The following is a 16,171-nucleotide window of genomic DNA, read 5'->3' on the forward strand; positions in this document are numbered from 1 at the left end:
CTCGCCGGATCTCGGCCTCGGGAACAGTCGCCAAACGCCTGACGTTGTGCCAGCGTCGGAACAGGTGACGGTGCGACCCGAGGAGGTGGGCAGATGGATCTTCTGGCGGACTACCGGCGGGCGACCATGTTCTTCGAAACCGGTGACCCGAGCGGGGCAGCCCGACTGCTGGAGCCGATCGTCGACGCCGAACCCGGCAACGCGGCGGTTCGGCAGTTGCTGGCTCGGGCGTACTTCCAGTCGGCCCAGCTCAACCGGGCCGAGGAGCACCTGCGCGAGCTTGTCGAACGGGACCCGAGCGACCACTACGCGCACCACGTGCTCGGTCGGACGCTGGAGCGGCTGAACCGGCACACCGACGCGCTGCGGCATCTGCGGATCGCCGCCGCCATGTACGCGACGAACGACGACTACCGGACCGCGCTGGAGCGGGTGGAAACCCGGGTGGGCGGCACGCGCTGAGCGTGGACCGGTGACGGTGCGAGGGGCGGTCCTGCGGGGCCGCCCCTTCGTCGTCCGGCGGGCTTACCGCCGATCGTGCCTAGGATGGCGGGCATGGGACCTGACCGGGCGGGGGCCGCGGCATGAAGCTCAAGCTGGACCTGCACGAGATCTTCAACAAGGGGCAGGACATCGACCGCGCGTTGCGCGGGATCATGGACGAGGCGGTGGCGAAGAAGGCCACCCTCGTCGAGATCATCCCCGGCAAGGGGTCGGGACAGCTCAAGAAGCGGGTGCTGCGGTTCCTCGACCAGAAGGACGTCAAGCAGCTCTACCACCGCGTGGAAAAGGACTCCAAGAACTTCGGCCGCCTCTTCGTGCACTTCCGCTGGAAGTAGCGACGGCGTGCCCGCTGATGATCTTCTGCTGCCTCCCGCGTTCGACGCGATGACGGCCTGGGCCGGTACTGGGCGGGTGGTGCGTGCCACCGAGCAGGACGTGGCGACGTGGCGGCTTCCCGAGCCGCAGAAGGCCGCGCTGAGCTCCTCTGGCGTACCGCTGATCGATGGCCTCGTCGGTGCGGTGTCATTCGAAGCGGAGCCGACGAGGTACCGGTTGGCGAGCGCCGACGATCCCCTCTGGGGGTACGGCGCCGCGCCGGGGACCGGTGAGGTGCACCTGTGGTCGTCGGACGGCGGCGCCGCGTTCGTCAACTCGACGATCGTCCACTGGCTGTGTTCGCTGCACATGGTTGGTAGCTGGCTGACCAGCTCAACCGTCATCGACCGCTGGGACGAGGACGGACAGGCGGAGGAGCAGGCGCTTGCAGAGATCGCCGACCTGTTGGAACGCATCAGGGACCTGGACCCGCCCGCGTACGGGGACGGCGACCACACAACCCACTTCTGGCCCGGAGTGCTCGACCGGTGGCTCTACTGATCGAGGCAGACATCGTCTTCCTTGTTTTGTGGCAGGCCCGCACAGCCACGTGTTGATGCTCCTGGGAGGCTGCGGGGGTGGAACAGTCTGCGTGGGCCGAAATTTCGGCGTTGGCGGCGGCGGCTCCGTATCCGGTGGAGGTGTTGCCGGTCAATCTTGAGCGGGCGGCAGCTTGCTTGGCAGCCTTGGAAGTCACGACCAGGTCGTGGCTCGGTGCCGTGGTGGCCAACAGTGGCGGGCTGGTGATCGATCACGGTTGGCTTCGGGTGCTCGGCGGCGGGCACGACGCGCTGCCGGATGTTGCCGCCGAGATGGTTCCTGGAACTGCTCATCTGGTCGTCGCCTTCGATGTGATGGGCGGGCAGTTCGCGTGGTTGCAGGCGGAGCCGGGAGCACGGCCGACGGTGCATTACTTCGGCCCGGAGGACGTGGCTTGGCAAGACCTTGAGCTTGGGTATGGCGACTGGCTGGAGGCGATGCTCGCTGGCTCATTGACTGGCTTTTATGAGGGTTTGCGCTGGCCGGGCTGGGAAGTCGAGGTGGCCAACGTCGCCCTGGATCAGGGGATCCACACACTGCCGCCGCCGTGGACCAGGGAGGGCAAGGATCTCTCGGTGGTGTCCCGTAAGCCGATCCGGCTTGCTGAACTCGTTTCGATTCACCAAATGGTCGCTGGCAGATGACACGGGCGCCGGGGGCCCCTCCGGCTAGTTTCGCGGTGCCGGAACCCCAGGTGGGCATTCGATCAGCGCGGGAGTGATCTCGCGGGGGCACCGCACTACGTGACCCGCAGCGGCCCGCGCACCCGGGACTCGTTGCTTTTCCAGCCCTTCAGGCTCAGGGAGTCGGTCGCCCATGGCTCGGTCTCGTGGGCGACCTGTTCGGCCCGCTCCACAACCGAGTCCCGAGCCCTGTCGTGGCCTGAGGAGGCGCACCCGGCGGACCGCAGCACGACGAGCAGCGCGCCGACGCCAACCCGTCCCCAGCGAGCCGGATCGAGTGCCCGGCGACTGTCGATGATGTGTCGCGACATGCTGCCAGCACATCGTCGATCCCGTCGGCGCGCACCCGTCCCGGTACTCAGCGCGGGCCGCTGCTCGTCGTGGCTCGGCCCGCCGACCATCGCTCGATCCACGCATGATCGTGCCCGATCCTGGTTGTAGTCCCCTCGCTCGTGGTCGAGGGCACTCTTTCCTGGATCGAGCACGATCTTGGGTGGGCCGGCCGAGCGCGGCCGGCCGGACCACCGTGTCGTCTGTCAGAAGGGGTACGTGCGGGCGACCGCCAGCATCTCGGAGCTGTGCGACCCGACCACGCCGACGGCCGGCGGCCGGGGGCGGAAGCCGGGCAGCGCGTCCAACCCGTCACTGGCGTCCATGGCCCGCAGCGCCACCTGCCCGGCGGTGGGCCGCAGGGTCAACGTGACCTCGATGCCCTCGGTGGGCGGGGCGTGGAACACCAGCCCGAAGCCCCACCTGCCCGCGCGGGGTTCCACCGGCACCGGCCGCCCGGCCACCTCGGCCCGCAGGACGGTGGCCGTCGACGTGTCGACGTGCAGGGTGGCGAGCCGGGCGGCCCGCTGCGGGGTGAGCCGCAGACGCAGCGTGCGTTCTCCACCAGACGTGGCGTCGCCCAGCACGTCCAGCTTCGGCGCCGGCAGGTTCGCCGGCTGTGCCGGCCCGGCCCGCAGCTCACCGTCGCCGAGCCCGGGGAAGTCGTCGCCGACGTCCGCCGTCCCGTCCACGTAGCCGTCCGTCCACGACTGCGGGTCACTCTCGTGACTGAGCCAGCGGGCCTGGCCGGTGCCGGCGTCCATCGCGTACATCAGGTGGGTCGGCGCGGGATGCGCGGCGTCGAACCGGTCGACGCCCAGCCCGACCCCGGCGAGCACCACCGTCGCCACGGCGGCGGCCACGGCCGGCAGCAGGCCGAGCCGGCGCGCCCGCAACGCCCGCACGCCGCGCTGGCCGCCGGCCTGCGGGTGCAGCAGGTCGACCACCGGCAGGGCGGCCAGGCCGAGCAGCACGGCGACCAGCGCGGCCACCCCACCCATGCCCATCCCCAGCGCGGGGAAGAGCAGCACCACGGTGGGCAGCAGGATGACCACACCGACGGCCGCGGCGGCGGTCACCGCCACCACCGGCCACGGCCCGGTCTGCCGGGTACGCAGCGCGACCAGCCCACCGAGGGCGCCGGCCAGCGCCGGCAGGGTGGTGAGGTACGCCCCGCCGGGCACCGCCACGGCGAGCAGCACCCCGAGCAGGGCCAGCCAGGCCAGCCCGCCCACGGCAAGCGCGGCCGGGCCGATCCGGCGGCGCAGCAGCGCGTACCAGGCGAACAGGATGGCGGCGGCGAGCGCCACGACGGCCAGGCGGTACCAGACCGGGCGGTACGGATCGAGCAGTTCCGCGTACCCCGGTCGGATCGTGGTGATCGCCAGCCAGAGCAGTTGGGCCGCGACCGGCGCGACCACGATCGGCGCCAGGGCCAGCCCGAAGCCGGCGGCGAGCCGGCCGGTGCTGGCCCGGCCCCGTCGACGGACCAGCCAGCCCAGCGCGGCCACCGCGGCCACCGCGAGCAGGGCCAACGGCAGGGTGAACGTGCCCGGGTAGTGGACCAGCCCACCGGGGACCGGGAAGTAGGTCGCGTCGTGCCCGGAGCGCAGCTCGGTCAGGTCGGTGCGGCCGAACTCCCGGGCCAGGCCCAGCGCGTTGTCGCCGTGCTGCTGGAGGCTGCCCCGGTCCATGGCCGCCGGCGTGTCCAGCGGGGTGTGGTAGATCGCGCCTCCGTCGATGTACGCCGAGTTCAGCCCGACGAACTTCTGGTCCAGGAACGCGGTGAAGTCGGTGTCGTTGGGCAGCGCCCGATAGATCTCCACCGCGAACGAGGTGCCGACCGGGTGCGGGGCGGCCCGGCCGAAGACGTCCACCAGTTTCGCGTTGTTCCGGGACGTCTCGAACATGATCACCGGCCCGGTGGAGCCGCGCGCCTCCAGGTTGAGCACCACCCCGCCGTCGGCGGCCAGCGGGTGGCTGGCGGCGAACGCGGACGCGCCGCAGAGGCACGCCTCCTCCGCGTCGGTCAACACGAAGACGATGTCGTTGCGGGGCCGCGGACCGGTGCTCAGCGCGCGGGCCACCTCCAGGATGGCCGAGGTGCCGGCCGCGTCGTCGTTGCCGCCCGGCCCGGTCTGCACCGAGTCGTAGTGGGCGACCAGGAAGACCCGGCCGGTCGAGGCGGTGCCGGGCAGCCGGGCCACCACGTTGCGGACGCGGGCCAGGGTCGCCCCGCCCGCCGCGCCGCTGAGCTGCCCGGCCTCCGGGGCCACGGTGTCCTGCACCTCGGTCTCCAGGCCCAACCCGCGCAACTGCTGCTCAAGGTGCGCCCGAACCTGGTCGTTGGCAGGGCTGCCGGCGACGTGCGACCGGGCGGCGATCACCTGGACGTCCTCGTACGCCCGGCCGGCGCTGAACTCGCCCACCGGCGCGTCCGCCGGTTTCGGCGTCGGCGTCCGCAGGTCGAGCAGGCTGCCGGCGCCCACGGCGGCCAACGCCACGAGCGCCGCCGCGGCGGCCACGAGCCGCCGGTGCGGCCTGGTCAGCGCACGATCCGCAGGGGGTACGCCCGGAGCAGGACGGGCCGGTGTGCCAGTCGGGGCCGGGGTGGGGGGTGCGCCCACGGAAACTCCTCGGGGGGTGGTGGGGCCTGGGGTGGCACCATCCTGCCCCCCGGCGGTCCCGGACGGCATGGCCGGTACGGCCCCGCACCGATCACCCGCGAGGTTTGTCAGTCGGCGGGCAGTGATGCGCCCCATCCCCGCCCGTGCCGTGGGCATCGTGTTGTGTGCGACCGTTGTCTAATACAGGATCAGCAGGGCACTCGGAAGGAGCCCGACATCACCAGCGAACTCCCGCGTCTCGCGGCGGTGACCCGGCCGCACCGGGGGTCCGGCTCGGCCGGGTCCCCAGTTGTGCCGTACCCGCACGGTGGCCTGGCGCGGCACGCCAACCTGCCGCCGGGCGAACGGCTGCGGGTGCTGCTGGTGGAGGACGACGAGGGCGACGCCTTCCTGGTCGGTGAGCTGCTCGCCGAGACCAACTCGATGATCGACCTGCTGGTCGCCACCAGCCTGCGAGAGGCGCGGCAGCGGATCAACGACGTCGACTGCGTCCTGCTCGACCTGGGCCTGCCCGACGCGCAGGGGCTGGACGGGCTGCGTCAGGTGCTGGAGATGTCCAGCGGCGCCGCGGTCTGCGTGCTGACCGGCCGCTCGGACGAGCACCTGGGCGTCGTGGCGGTCGCCGAGGGCGCACAGGACTACCTGGTCAAGGGCCAGGTCGACGGAGTGCTGCTGACCCGGGCGCTGCGCTACGCCGTGGAACGCAAGCGCGCCGACGAGAACGCCCGCCGGTTGCGGGAGGTCGAGCTGCGGCAGGCCGAGTCGGCCCGCCTCGAACGCGGTCTGCTGCCCCAGCCGCTGATGACGACCGACCAGGTGGCGGTGCACACCTTCTACCGGCCCGGCCGGCACGCCGCCCTGATCGGCGGGGACTTCTTCGACGTGGTGCAGACCCGTCCGGACCGTCTCGACCTGATCGTCGGTGACGTCTGTGGGCACGGCGTGGACGAGGCCGCGCTCGGCGTCGAGCTGCGAGTGGCCTGGCGGGCACTTGTGCTCGCCGGAGTGCCGGACGACGAGGTGCTGCCCGCGCTGGAGCAGGTGCTGATGAGTGAGCGCCGCCTTCAGGAGATCTTCGCGACGGTGGCCACCACCAGGCTCGACCTGGACGCCAACCGTGCGACAGTCCGACTCGCCGGGCATCCGCCGCCGCTGCTGCTCGCCGGCGGCCGGGTCGCCCCGGTGCCCGCGCCCGGCGGCCGACTGCTGGGCGTACGACCCCGCCGGCCGATCGCCTACGACCTGGAGTTCGACACCGATGACTGGTCCCTGCTGATGTACACCGACGGGCTCATCGAGGGGCGGGTGGGAGCGGGCAACGATCGCCTCGACGTGTTGGGGCTGAGCGGGCTGCTCGACGAGCCGGCCAACCGTTCGGTGTCGCTGCCCGAGCTGCCCGCCTGGCTGGTCGGCCGGGCCGAGCGGCTCAACGGCGGCGCGCTCGCCGACGACGTGGCCATGCTGCTGGTGAGCCGGGGTGGTGGCCGGTGAAGCCGGTGGTCGGCGGCTGGAGTCTGCGCCGGCGGGTCATCACGCTGCTCACCGTCGTGGGGGTGCTGCTGATCGCCCTGGCCGGCGCGGAGGCGGCGATGGCCGCCCGCAACCGCACCCAGATCGACGCCGTCCTGAACGAGACCGGCCCACTGCGGGTCCAGTCCCAGGAGTTGCTCAACGCGCTGCTCGACCAGGAGACGGCGATCCGTGGGTACGCGGTCAGCGGTGACCCGGACGACCTGAACCCCTATCGGGAGGGGCTCGCCCAGGAGAAGAGCGTCACCGTCTCGATGCGGTCGCTGCTCGACAACTACCCGCAGATCAGCCAGGAGCTGCGCACCGTCGAGGAGCGCATCACGCAGTGGCGGCAGTCGGTGGCCGAGCCGGTGATCACCACCACCGAGCAGAGCGGCACCAGCGCGGGCCAGGCACTCGTCACCGAGCAGGCCCGGCAGCAGTTCGACGAGGTGCGCACGGCGGTCAACGACCTCCAGGGGGAGGTCCTGGCCGCCCGGGAGCAGACCGCCGACAACGTGCGGACCAGCAGCAACGTGCTTGTCGTACTGCTGATCGTCGCCGCCCTGGTGGTGGTCGTGGCCGGCGCGGTGCTGCTGCTCTCGCTGGACCGGATGGTGATCCGGCCCCTGACCGGCCTGGCCACCCAGGTCCGCGAGGTCGCCGAGGGCGACTACCAGCACCGCATCGCCACCACCGGCCCGCCGGAGTTCATCCAGCTCGGCGACGACGTGGACGCCATGCGGCAGAAGATCGCCGCCGACCTGGCCGAGGTGCGGGCTGCCCGCGAGCGGATCGAGTGGGTCAACAGCCAGCTCCAGAAGCAGGCCGAGGAGTTGACCCGGTCCAACCGTGACCTGGAGCAGTTCGCGTACGTGGCCTCGCACGACCTCCAGGAGCCGCTGCGCAAGGTGGCCAGTTTCTGCCAGTTGCTCCAGCGTCGCTACGCCGGGCAGCTCGACGAACGGGCCGACCAGTACATCGCCTTCGCGGTGGACGGCGCACAGCGGATGCAGCGCCTGATCAACGACCTGCTCGCGTTCTCCCGGATCGGCCGGCTCACCACCGGCTTCGTCGAGGTCGACCTCAACAAGGTGATGGGCGACGTGGCCGGTCAGACCGAGGCCGCGCGGCAGTACGCCGACGCGGAGCTGACCTGGACCGACCTGCCGGTGATCTCCGGTGAGGAACCGCTGCTCACCAACCTGCTGGCCAACCTGGTCAGCAACTCGATCAAGTTCCGCCGGGCGGATGTGCCACCCAGGGTGCACGTCTCGGCGCGGCTGGTGGACGCCGAGTGGGAGATCACCTGCCAGGACAACGGCATCGGGATCGAGCCGGAGTTCGCCGACAAGATCTTCGTGATCTTCCAGCGGCTGCACTCGAAGGACGCGTACCCGGGCACCGGCATCGGGTTGGCCATCGTCAAGAAGATCGTCGAATATCACGGGGGTCGGGTCTGGGTGGACACCGACGTGCCGGAGGGCACGGCGATCCGGTTCACCCTGCCGGCGCTTCCGGCGGACCTGGAGGCGGCGGCCGCCGCCGACTCGTCGGAGCAGCCGCAGGCCCTGCCGGCGGGCGACGCCACGCCCTCGAACGAGACTCCGGCAGCGGCGACCGAGCAGTCCGACTCCTCGGACCAGCCGGACCGGGCCGACGAGGCGCCGGAAAGCGGTAGAACGGGTGACATGAGGGAGACGGTGGGATGACCGCGCCGGCGGATGGCAAGAGCCCGATCGAGGTCCTGCTGGTCGAGGACGACCCGGGTGATGTGCTGATGACCCAGGAGGCGTTCGAGGAGCACAAGCTGCGCAACCGGCTGACCGTCGTCTCCGACGGCGCCGAGGCGCTGGCCTACCTGCGCCGGGAGGGCCAGTACGCGGACGCGGTGGCGCCCGACCTGATCCTGCTCGACCTCAACCTGCCCCGGCGCGACGGCCGGGAGGTGCTGGAAGAGATCAAGAACGATCCGAACCTGCGTCGGATCCCGGTGGTGGTGCTCACCACCTCCCAGGCCGACGAGGACATCCTGCGCAGCTACCAGCTGCACGCCAACGCCTACGTGACCAAGCCGGTGGACTTCGAGCGCTTCATCTCGGTGGTCCGCCAGATCGACGAGTTCTTCGTCAGCGTGGTCAAGTTGCCGCCGCGTGGCTGACACCCTGCTCGACGACGTCGGCGACCTCCTGCGGGAGGCCGCCGACCAGGTCGTGCTGCCGTTGTTCCGCAAACTCGACGACGCCGACGTGTCGGAGAAGGCGCCCGGCGAGGTGGTCACCGTCGCCGACCGCCGGGCCGAGGAGCTGCTCTCGGCGGGCTTGCGCCGGCTGCGGCCCGGCTCGACGGTGGTCGGTGAGGAGGGTGTCGCCGACGACCCGGGGTTGCTGCGGCACCTGCGGGACGCCGGTGACGTCTGGCTGGTCGACCCGGTCGACGGCACCGCCAACTTCGCCGCCGGTCGCCGGCCGTTCGCCCTGATGGTGTCGTTGCTGACCGACGGGCAGCCGGTCGCCGGCTGGATCCTCGACCCGCTCGCCGACACCCTCGCCGGGGGCTGGGCGGACGACGGCACCCTGCTCAACGGCCAGCCGGTGGAGGGCACCATCCCGGTGCCGCCGCTCGGCGAGCTACGCGGCGCGGCGATGACCCGGTTCCTGCCGCCGGAGACCCGCGACCGGGTCCGCGCCGGCGGTCGGCGGCTCGGCGAGCTGCTGCCCGGCCAGCACTGCGCCGGCCGGGAATACCTGGACATCCTCACCGGCGAGCAGCAGTTCGTCCTCTTCTGGCGCACCCTGCCCTGGGATCATGCCCCGGGCACCGTGCTGGTCCGCGCGGCGGGTGGCGTCGCCCGCCGGTTCGACGGTGTCGACTACCACCCCGCCGACGACGGCCACGGTCTGCTCGTCGCAGCCAACGAGCAGGTCTGGACCGAGGTGCGCGAAGCCCTTCTCGCCCCCTGATCCGGGCACTGCGCGACGGCGTCGGAACGCTCCGTCGACATCGGGGCGTTCCCGGCGTCGGGGGGCTGGTCAGCGGCTCACCGTCCGGTATCGTGACGGCGGTCTCCGCCAGCAGGCCGCCGACCGGCGCCGGTGGGGACGCCGCCGCGCAGTTGTTCACCGGGGGCCGGCGGTCGACGGAAGGACGCTTTCGTGCCCAGGACCAGGCTCGACCCGCGGCTCGGTCGCCGCACCCTGCTCACTCTGCTCGCCGCCGTCGCCCTGGTGCTCGGCGGTGCCGCCGTGCCGGCGTACGCCGAGCCCGGTGAGGGCGGCAGCAAGAAGCTGCAGGATGCGTTGGAGCTGACCGCCAAGGGGCACATCGAGGCCAAGGCCAAGCTCGACAACTCCAAGCGCCGCCAGACGGCGTTGACCGGCGAGTTGACGGCGATCGAGGGTCGCATGGGTGGGCTCACCGCCCAGGTCGGCGAGGTCGCCGCTCAGTCCTACCGGATCGGTCGGCTCGGGCCGGCGTCGATGCTGCTCAACACCGCCACGCCGCAGGCGTTCCTGGAGCGCGCCAGCGATCTCGACCTGATGGCCCAGCGGGACAGCAAGCGGCTGCGTGATCTCGTCGCAGCCCGGCAGCAGGCGCACGAGGCCAAGGTCGCCATCGACGCCGAGGTCCGCGAGCAGCAGAAGCAGCTCGCCGTGATGGCGAAGAAGAAGAAGGAGGCCGAGGCGGCGCTCGCCGAGGTCAGCTCGGGCAGCAGCAACGGTTTCAGCGGGGGCAGTTCCGCCTCCGCGAAGCCCGCGCCGCGTAACTCCGACGGATCCTGGCCGTCGGAGTCCTGCTCCGTGAAGGACCCGACCACCTCCGGCTGCATCACCCCGCGCACCCTCAACGCGCTCAAGCAGACCCAGGCGGCCGGCTACAAGCGGCACGTCTCCTGTAAGCGCAGCGGTGGCGGCGGGGAGCACCCGAAGGGGCGGGCCTGCGACTTCGCCGCGGCCACCAACGGCTTCGAGGACCGCAACGCGACAGGTGGCGACAAGGCGTACGGCGACAGCCTGGCCGCCTGGCACGTGCGCAACGCCGACCGACTGGGCGTGCTCTACGTGATCTGGTACCGGCAGATCTGGCATCCCGGCACCGGGTGGCGTTCGTACAGCGGCAGCGGCAGTCCCGCCGCGTCCCACACGAACCACGTTCATCTATCGCTGTACTGACCCTGGGCCCCAGCTTCACTGCGTACCATCGCGACGATGAGTTCCCCACCGCCCGACGTCGCGGCCCCGCCGGCCGCCGCCGCCCCGTCCGTGCCGGTCACCGGCCGGGCGCTGCCCAACGGCCTGGCCGCCTTCCTGGTCTTCTTCTCCAGCGGCGCCGTGCTGGTGCTGGAGACCGTCGCGCTGCGCCTGGTCGGCCCGTACGTCGGGGTGACCCTCCAGGTGACCAGCTCGGTGATCGGTGTCGCGCTGGCCGCGATCGCCTACGGGGCGTGGACCGGCGGCTGGCTGGCCGACCGGCGCAACCCGCGCGGCCTGCTGGCCCCGGCGCTCGTGCTGGCTGGCATCGCCACCGCCGTCACCCTGCCCGTCGTCCGGTACGCCGGAGAGGTGCTGCGCGGTGGCGCGGCCAGCGGAATCCTGCTCCTGGTCTCGCTTGCCGTGTTCGTACCGGCCGCGCTGTTGGCCGCGGTCACCCCGTTGGTCGTGAAGCTTCAACTAGCCGACCTGCGTCGCACCGGCCAGGTGGTCGGTCGACTCTCCGGGATCGGCACCCTGGGCGGCATCACCGCGACCCTGCTCACCGGCTTCGTGCTGGTCGCCGCCCTGCGCAGCACGGTCATCCTGGTGACCCTGGCGATCGCGCTCGGGCTGGTCGGCATCGGCCTCGGCTGGTATCTGCGCCGACAGGAGCCCACCGAGCTGCCCGGTCCGGCCCGGACCCGGGCCGCGCTGGCCGTGCTCGGCCTGGTCGGGGCGGGCCTCGCCACCGTGGCACCGAACCCGTGCGACATCGAGACGGCGTACCACTGCGCCCGGGTCACCACCGACCCGAACCGGCCCACCGGCCGGACGCTGCTGCTCAACTCGGCCCACCACTCGTACGTGGACCTCGCCGACCCGAAACACCTGGAGTACGCGTACACGAAGTGGATCGGAGCCGTCGCCGACGTCGCCGCGCCGGCCGGTCAGCGGCTGGACGCGTTGCACCTGGGCGGCGGCGGGTTCACCGTGCCGCGCTACCTGACCGCCACCCGGCCGGGCACCGACAACGTGGTGTTCGAGATCGACGGTGGGCTGGTCGAGTTGGGCGAGCAGGAGCTGGGCGTACGGACCGGGCCGGAGCTGCGGGCGGTGGTGGGCGACGCCCGGATGCTCGTCGGCGACGAGCCGACGGACAGCCGTGACCTGGTGGTCGGTGACGCGTTCGGTCACCTGGTGGTGCCCTGGCACCTGGCCACCCGGGAGATGGCGGCCGAGGTCCGGCGGGTCACCCGCCCCGGCGGCGTGTACGTGCAGAACGTGATCGACTACCCGCCACTGCGGTTCATCCGCGCCGAGCTGGCCACGGTGGCCGCCGAGTTCCGGCACGTCGCGTTGATCGCGCCGCCGGAGGCGCTCGCCGAGGAGCAGGGTTCCAACTTCCTCATCGTCGGCTCCGACGCGCCACTGCCGCTGGAGGCCGTGCGGGCGCGACTGGCCGAGGTGGACCCGAAGGTCAGCCTGCTCTCCGGCACCGAGCTGACGGACTTCGTCGGCGGGGCGCTGGTGTTGACCGACGACTACGCCCCGGTGGACCAACTGCTGGCCACCGCCTGATCGAGTGACAACTCTGACCGATTCCGACACTCCAGGTGTAGGACGTTTGATCCTGGGCAACAACGGTCACCATGGGTAGTGGGGACCGAAACGGCGCGCAGCTCCTCGATGAGCGGTACCGACTGATCGAGCAGCTCGGCGCGGGCGGGATGTCCGTGGTGTGGCGTGGCTACGACGAGGTGCTCGGCCGTCAGGTCGCGGTGAAGGTGCTGGCCTCCAGGCTGGCCAGCGACCGCGCGTTCCGCCACCGGATCCGGATCGAGGCGCAGGCCGCCGCACGCCTCTGCCACCCCAACATCACCAACGTGTACGACTACGGCGAGTCCGAGCAGGTCGGTCTGACCGTGCCGTACGTGGTGATGGAGCTGGTCGACGGCGCCTCGCTGGCCAGCCGGCTGGGCCGGGAGACCCAACTGCCCTGGCGCGAGGCGGTCACGATCGGCGCGGAGGTCAGCTCGGCGCTGACCACCGCGCACGCCCGCGGCGTGGTGCACCGCGACGTCACCCCGGGCAACGTCATGCTCACGTCGACCGGGGTCAAGGTGGTCGACTTCGGCATCTCCGCGCTCGTGGGGGAGAGCGAGAAGGGGCCGGACGGCGCGCTGCTGGGCACTCCCGCGTACCTCGCCCCGGAACGGCTGGACAACGGCCAGGTGTCCCCGGCCACCGACGTGTACGCCGTCGGGCTGCTGCTCTACCGGATGCTCACCGGGCGGCTGCCGTGGCGCGCCACCACGACCACCCAGATGTTGCGCGCACACATGTACAACGAACCGGAACCGATGCCCGCCGTCGAGGGGCTGCCCGACGAGGTGACCGAGCTGGTGGGGCGCTGCCTGGCGAAGCGGCCCGCCGACCGACCGGCCACCGCCGAGGTGACCCGGATCCTCGCCGACGCGGCCGGCATGCTCGCGGCGGTGCCGGTCTCCCCGGCCGGCGGACCCCTGGACCCGGCCCTGCTGGGCGCTGCGCGTACCACGATCCTGCCCTGGTCGGCGGCGACCGACGCGTTGCCGCTGTCGCGTACCCGCAATCGGGACCGGCGAGTCCGGCAGCGGGTGACCCGGCGGCGGCGGGTGGAGGCCGGGGTGGCCGCCGTCGGGCTGATCGCGGTCACCGGGGCGATGTGGGGCTTCACCTCACGCAGTCCGGCAAGCGGTGAGGGACGGCCGACAACCGAGGCCCGAATGGGTCTGCCGGCGAAGGTGCCGTGCGAGGTGGCGTACGCGCTGCGCACGGACTCCGGCACCGACTTCGCCGCGGACCTGACGCTCACCAACACCGGCGACCGGGAGCTGCGGGACTGGGCGATGAGCTTCAGCTTCCCCGGTCAGCAGACGGTGACGAAGTCGGAACCCGCACCCGCGTACCAGCAGGGAAGCACCGTAGTGGTCCGGCCGGCGGAGCAGCGCAACACGTTGGCGCCCGGTGCCGCCGAGAAGCTCACCCTCACCGGGACGTACAGCGGGGCGAACCCGCTGCCTGTCGAGTTCCGACTCGGCGAGGTGGCCTGCGGGGTGCGCGTCTCCGGGGTCGCCGGCAGTGCCCCGGCCCCGGCCCCACCGAGCAAGGCGGCCACCCCGACGGAGACTCTGCCCAAGGCCCCGCCGAAGGCGGCGACGGCTGGCGGCGGCCCGGGTGGCCCCGCTGCGGGCAGCGGAGCGACGAAGGCCAAGCCTGAGAAGCCGGGCAAGGGCAAGGGGCCGGGTGGTGGTCCGGGAAAAGCGGGGAAGTGACAAAGGGCAAGGGGAAGGGGCACGGCGGTAAGAAGTGACGGTCAGCGTCGTCCCGCGAACCGTTGCACCTGGTCGATGCCACCCTCCACCACCAGCACCCCACCCTGGGCCAGCGCCGTGTCGTCCGAGGCGTACCGGAAACGCTCGCCGGGTGCCTTCGCGCCGATCACCCGGACCCCGGATCGTTCCTCCGGACGCAGGTCGAGCAGGGTGCGCCCGACGAGCGACTCCGGCACCCGGACGGTGGCGATCGCGAAGTCGTCGTCGAACTCGATGAAGTCGAGCAGCCGGCTGACGATCAGGTGCGCCACCCGGTCGCCGGTCTCCGCCTCCGGGAAGATCACGTGGTGCGCGCCCACCGACGACAGGATCTTGGCGTGTTTCTGCGAGGTGGCCCGTGCCCAGATCTGCGGCACACCCAACTCGACCAACGCCAGCACGGTGAGGACGCTCGCCTCCACCGACGCCCCGATGGCCACCACCGCCCGGCCGAAGCTGGTGACGCCGAGCTGCCGCAGCGCCCCATCCTCGGTCGCGTCGGCCTGGACCACCCGGTCGAGCTGGTCCGAGAAGCGCTGCACCTGGTCCGGGTTACGGTCGACGGCCAGCACCTCGCGGTCCATCCGGGTGAGCGACGCGGCCAGGTGGCAGCCGAACCGACCCAACCCGATCACCACGATGCCGCCGCCGTCCGATCGTCTCGCCGACACCTCGACCCTCCTCGCTCCTAGCCGACAATTGGTTGTTCCTGCGGATAGCGGTAGAGCTTGCGCCTGGTGTTCAGGGCGATCGCCGACCCGAGGGTGAGCGGCCCGACCCGGCCGATGAACATCAGCACGGTCAGCACCAGTTGACCGCTGGCCGGCAGCTCGCTGGCGAGACCGACGGTGAGCCCGGTGGTGCTGAACGCCGAGGTGACCTCGAACAGGGCGGCGACGAACCGCACGCCCTCGGTGAGCAGCAGCAGGAGCATGGTCCCGGCCGTGACCAGCGCGACGCTGAGCAGGGCCACGGTCACCGCCTGCCGCTGGCTCGCGGTGGCCACCCGGCGGTGCCCGACCGTCACGTCGGGCTCGCCGCGCAACTCCGCCCAGATGGTGAACGCGAGCAGGAAGAACGTGGACACCTTGATGCCGCCGGCCGTGCTGGCGCTGCCGCCACCGATGAACATCAGCACGATCAGCAGCGGATAGCTCTCCTCTTGGAGATCGGCGATGTTCAGCACGTTGAAACCGCCGGTGCGGCTCAGCGCGATCTGGGTGAACGACGCGAGCACCTTGCCTCCGGCGTCGTACGAGCCGATGGTGCTGGCGTTTGTCCACTCGGCGGCGAGCAGGCCGACGAAACCGAGCAGCAGCAGGGCGATGCTGCCCCAGATGGTCAGCTTGGTGGCCACCGCCCAGCCCGCCGGCTTGCGCCACTCTCGAACGGCCTCGAACAGGGCGGGAAACCCCAGCCCGCCGACGATGGCCCCGAACGCCAACGGCAGTGACACCCACGGATCACGGTCGAAGGCCAGCAGGCCCTCGGTGTAGAGCGCGAAGCCGCCGTTGTTGAACGCCTGGACGGCGTGGAACACGCCCGACCAGAGCGCCCGCCCGGGCGGGTAGTCGTACGACCACCAGAGCCGGCCGGCGACCAGAGCGGTCAGCACGGCCTCGCAGGCAAAGACGGTGATCGCGATCCGGCGTAGCAGCCGGCCCACGTCACCGATGCCGAACTCCGCCGTCTCAGCCTGCACCAGCAGCCGGTTGCGCAGGCCGAGCTGGCGCGAGACCACCAGGATGACGAGCGCCGCCGCGGTGAGGATGCCGAGACCGCCGAGCTGGGTGAGCAGGGTGATCACCAGCAGTCCCCAACCGGACCAGTAGTTGGGGGTGTCGGTGACCGCCATGCCGGTGACGGACACGGCCGAGGTGGCGGTGAAGAGCGCCGTGACCAGCGGCGGACGCTGGTGATCGATGGTCGCCCACCGTGCCATGAGCAGCCCGGCACCGAGCAGGATCGGCACCAGGAAGGCGAACGGCACCAGCCGCACGGGGTTGCGGAAGAACCGGCGCACCAGACAATCTTCCTTTTCCGCCCGTCGCCTGGCG

At 71.7% G+C, this 16,171-nt stretch carries 15 protein-coding genes; 11 read left to right on the plus strand and 4 right to left on the minus strand.

Going from position 1 to position 16,171, the window contains the following annotated elements; genetic code table 11:
* Nucleotides 1-93: 93 nt before the first annotated feature.
* The 4 genes from AB0A90_RS28560 (at nt 94) to AB0A90_RS28575 (ending at nt 2,063) form a co-directional block, all read left to right on the plus strand.
* Entirely contained in the window at nt 94-462 is a 369-nt protein-coding gene (locus AB0A90_RS28560; RefSeq protein WP_357253923.1) for a tetratricopeptide repeat protein, read from the plus strand.
* A 122-nt stretch (nt 463-584) separates the two neighbouring features.
* On the plus strand, nt 585-839 hold the full coding sequence (locus AB0A90_RS28565; protein WP_007465523.1) for a Smr/MutS family protein: 255 nt from the start codon (nt 585-587) through the stop codon (nt 837-839).
* A 7-nt stretch (nt 840-846) separates the two neighbouring features.
* Nucleotides 847-1,380, plus strand: a complete 534-nt coding sequence (locus tag AB0A90_RS28570; protein ID WP_357253925.1) for an SUKH-4 family immunity protein — start codon at nt 847-849, stop codon at nt 1,378-1,380.
* A 77-nt stretch (nt 1,381-1,457) separates the two neighbouring features.
* Nucleotides 1,458-2,063: a DUF2625 family protein gene (locus AB0A90_RS28575; protein WP_357253927.1), complete on the plus strand. Its 606-nt coding sequence runs from the start codon at nt 1,458-1,460 to the stop codon at nt 2,061-2,063.
* Nucleotides 2,064-2,158: 95 nt separating this feature from the next.
* On the opposite strand, the gene AB0A90_RS28580 is transcribed toward AB0A90_RS28575, so the two are convergent.
* Both AB0A90_RS28580 and AB0A90_RS28585 read right to left on the minus strand, forming a co-directional pair.
* Nucleotides 2,159-2,413: a hypothetical protein gene (locus tag AB0A90_RS28580; RefSeq protein WP_357253929.1), complete on the minus strand. Its 255-nt coding sequence runs from the start codon at nt 2,411-2,413 to the stop codon at nt 2,159-2,161.
* A gap of 225 nt (nt 2,414-2,638) precedes the next feature.
* The gene (locus AB0A90_RS28585; protein WP_357253983.1) at nt 2,639-4,957 is read right to left on the minus strand and encodes a M28 family peptidase; all 2,319 of its coding nucleotides are present in this window, start codon (nt 4,955-4,957) and stop codon (nt 2,639-2,641) included.
* A 393-nt stretch (nt 4,958-5,350) separates the two neighbouring features.
* Between AB0A90_RS28585 and AB0A90_RS28590 the strand changes: the two genes are divergently transcribed.
* The 7 genes from AB0A90_RS28590 to AB0A90_RS28620 all read left to right on the plus strand — a co-directional run bounded on the left by AB0A90_RS28590 (nt 5,351) and on the right by AB0A90_RS28620 (nt 14,075).
* On the plus strand, nt 5,351-6,550 hold the full coding sequence (locus tag AB0A90_RS28590; protein WP_357253931.1) for a fused response regulator/phosphatase: 1,200 nt from the start codon (nt 5,351-5,353) through the stop codon (nt 6,548-6,550).
* Nucleotides 6,547-8,280 carry an ATP-binding protein gene (locus AB0A90_RS28595; RefSeq protein ID WP_357253933.1) on the plus strand — a complete coding sequence of 578 codons (1,734 nt, stop codon included), beginning with the start codon at nt 6,547-6,549 and terminating at the stop codon, nt 8,278-8,280. Before AB0A90_RS28590 ends, AB0A90_RS28595 begins: the two co-directional genes overlap by 4 nt.
* Complete coding sequence (locus AB0A90_RS28600; RefSeq protein WP_357253935.1) at nt 8,277-8,729, plus strand: response regulator; 453 nt, start codon at nt 8,277-8,279, stop codon at nt 8,727-8,729. The genes AB0A90_RS28595 and AB0A90_RS28600 overlap by 4 nt, the downstream gene beginning before the upstream one ends.
* The gene (locus AB0A90_RS28605) at nt 8,722-9,531 is read left to right on the plus strand and encodes an inositol monophosphatase family protein (RefSeq protein WP_357253937.1); all 810 of its coding nucleotides are present in this window, start codon (nt 8,722-8,724) and stop codon (nt 9,529-9,531) included. Before AB0A90_RS28600 ends, AB0A90_RS28605 begins: the two co-directional genes overlap by 8 nt.
* A 192-nt stretch (nt 9,532-9,723) precedes the next feature.
* Nucleotides 9,724-10,740, plus strand: coding sequence for a hypothetical protein (locus AB0A90_RS28610; RefSeq protein WP_357253939.1), 1,017 nt, complete (start codon nt 9,724-9,726; stop codon nt 10,738-10,740).
* 36 nt (nt 10,741-10,776) lie between these two features.
* On the plus strand, nt 10,777-12,339 hold the full coding sequence (locus AB0A90_RS28615; RefSeq protein ID WP_357253940.1) for a fused MFS/spermidine synthase: 1,563 nt from the start codon (nt 10,777-10,779) through the stop codon (nt 12,337-12,339).
* A gap of 71 nt (nt 12,340-12,410) precedes the next feature.
* Nucleotides 12,411-14,075 (plus strand): serine/threonine-protein kinase, encoded by a 1,665-nt coding sequence (locus AB0A90_RS28620; RefSeq protein WP_357253943.1) that lies wholly within the window; start codon nt 12,411-12,413, stop codon nt 14,073-14,075.
* A gap of 41 nt (nt 14,076-14,116) precedes the next feature.
* Here the strand turns inward: AB0A90_RS28620 and AB0A90_RS28625 are convergent, their stop codons facing one another.
* Nucleotides 14,117-14,785 (minus strand): TrkA family potassium uptake protein, encoded by a 669-nt coding sequence (locus AB0A90_RS28625; protein WP_357253944.1) that lies wholly within the window; start codon nt 14,783-14,785, stop codon nt 14,117-14,119.
* Nucleotides 14,786-14,802: 17 nt separating this feature from the next.
* A complete protein-coding gene (locus AB0A90_RS28630) occupies nt 14,803-16,137 on the minus strand; it encodes a potassium transporter TrkG (RefSeq protein WP_357253946.1) in 1,335 nt (444 codons plus the stop codon).
* Nucleotides 16,138-16,171: the final 34 nt, after the last annotated feature.

Origin of the sequence: Micromonospora sp. NPDC049204, assembly GCF_040647935.1 — a bacterium.
In the GTDB taxonomy this organism is placed as follows: Bacteria; Actinomycetota; Actinomycetes; order Mycobacteriales; family Micromonosporaceae; genus Micromonospora.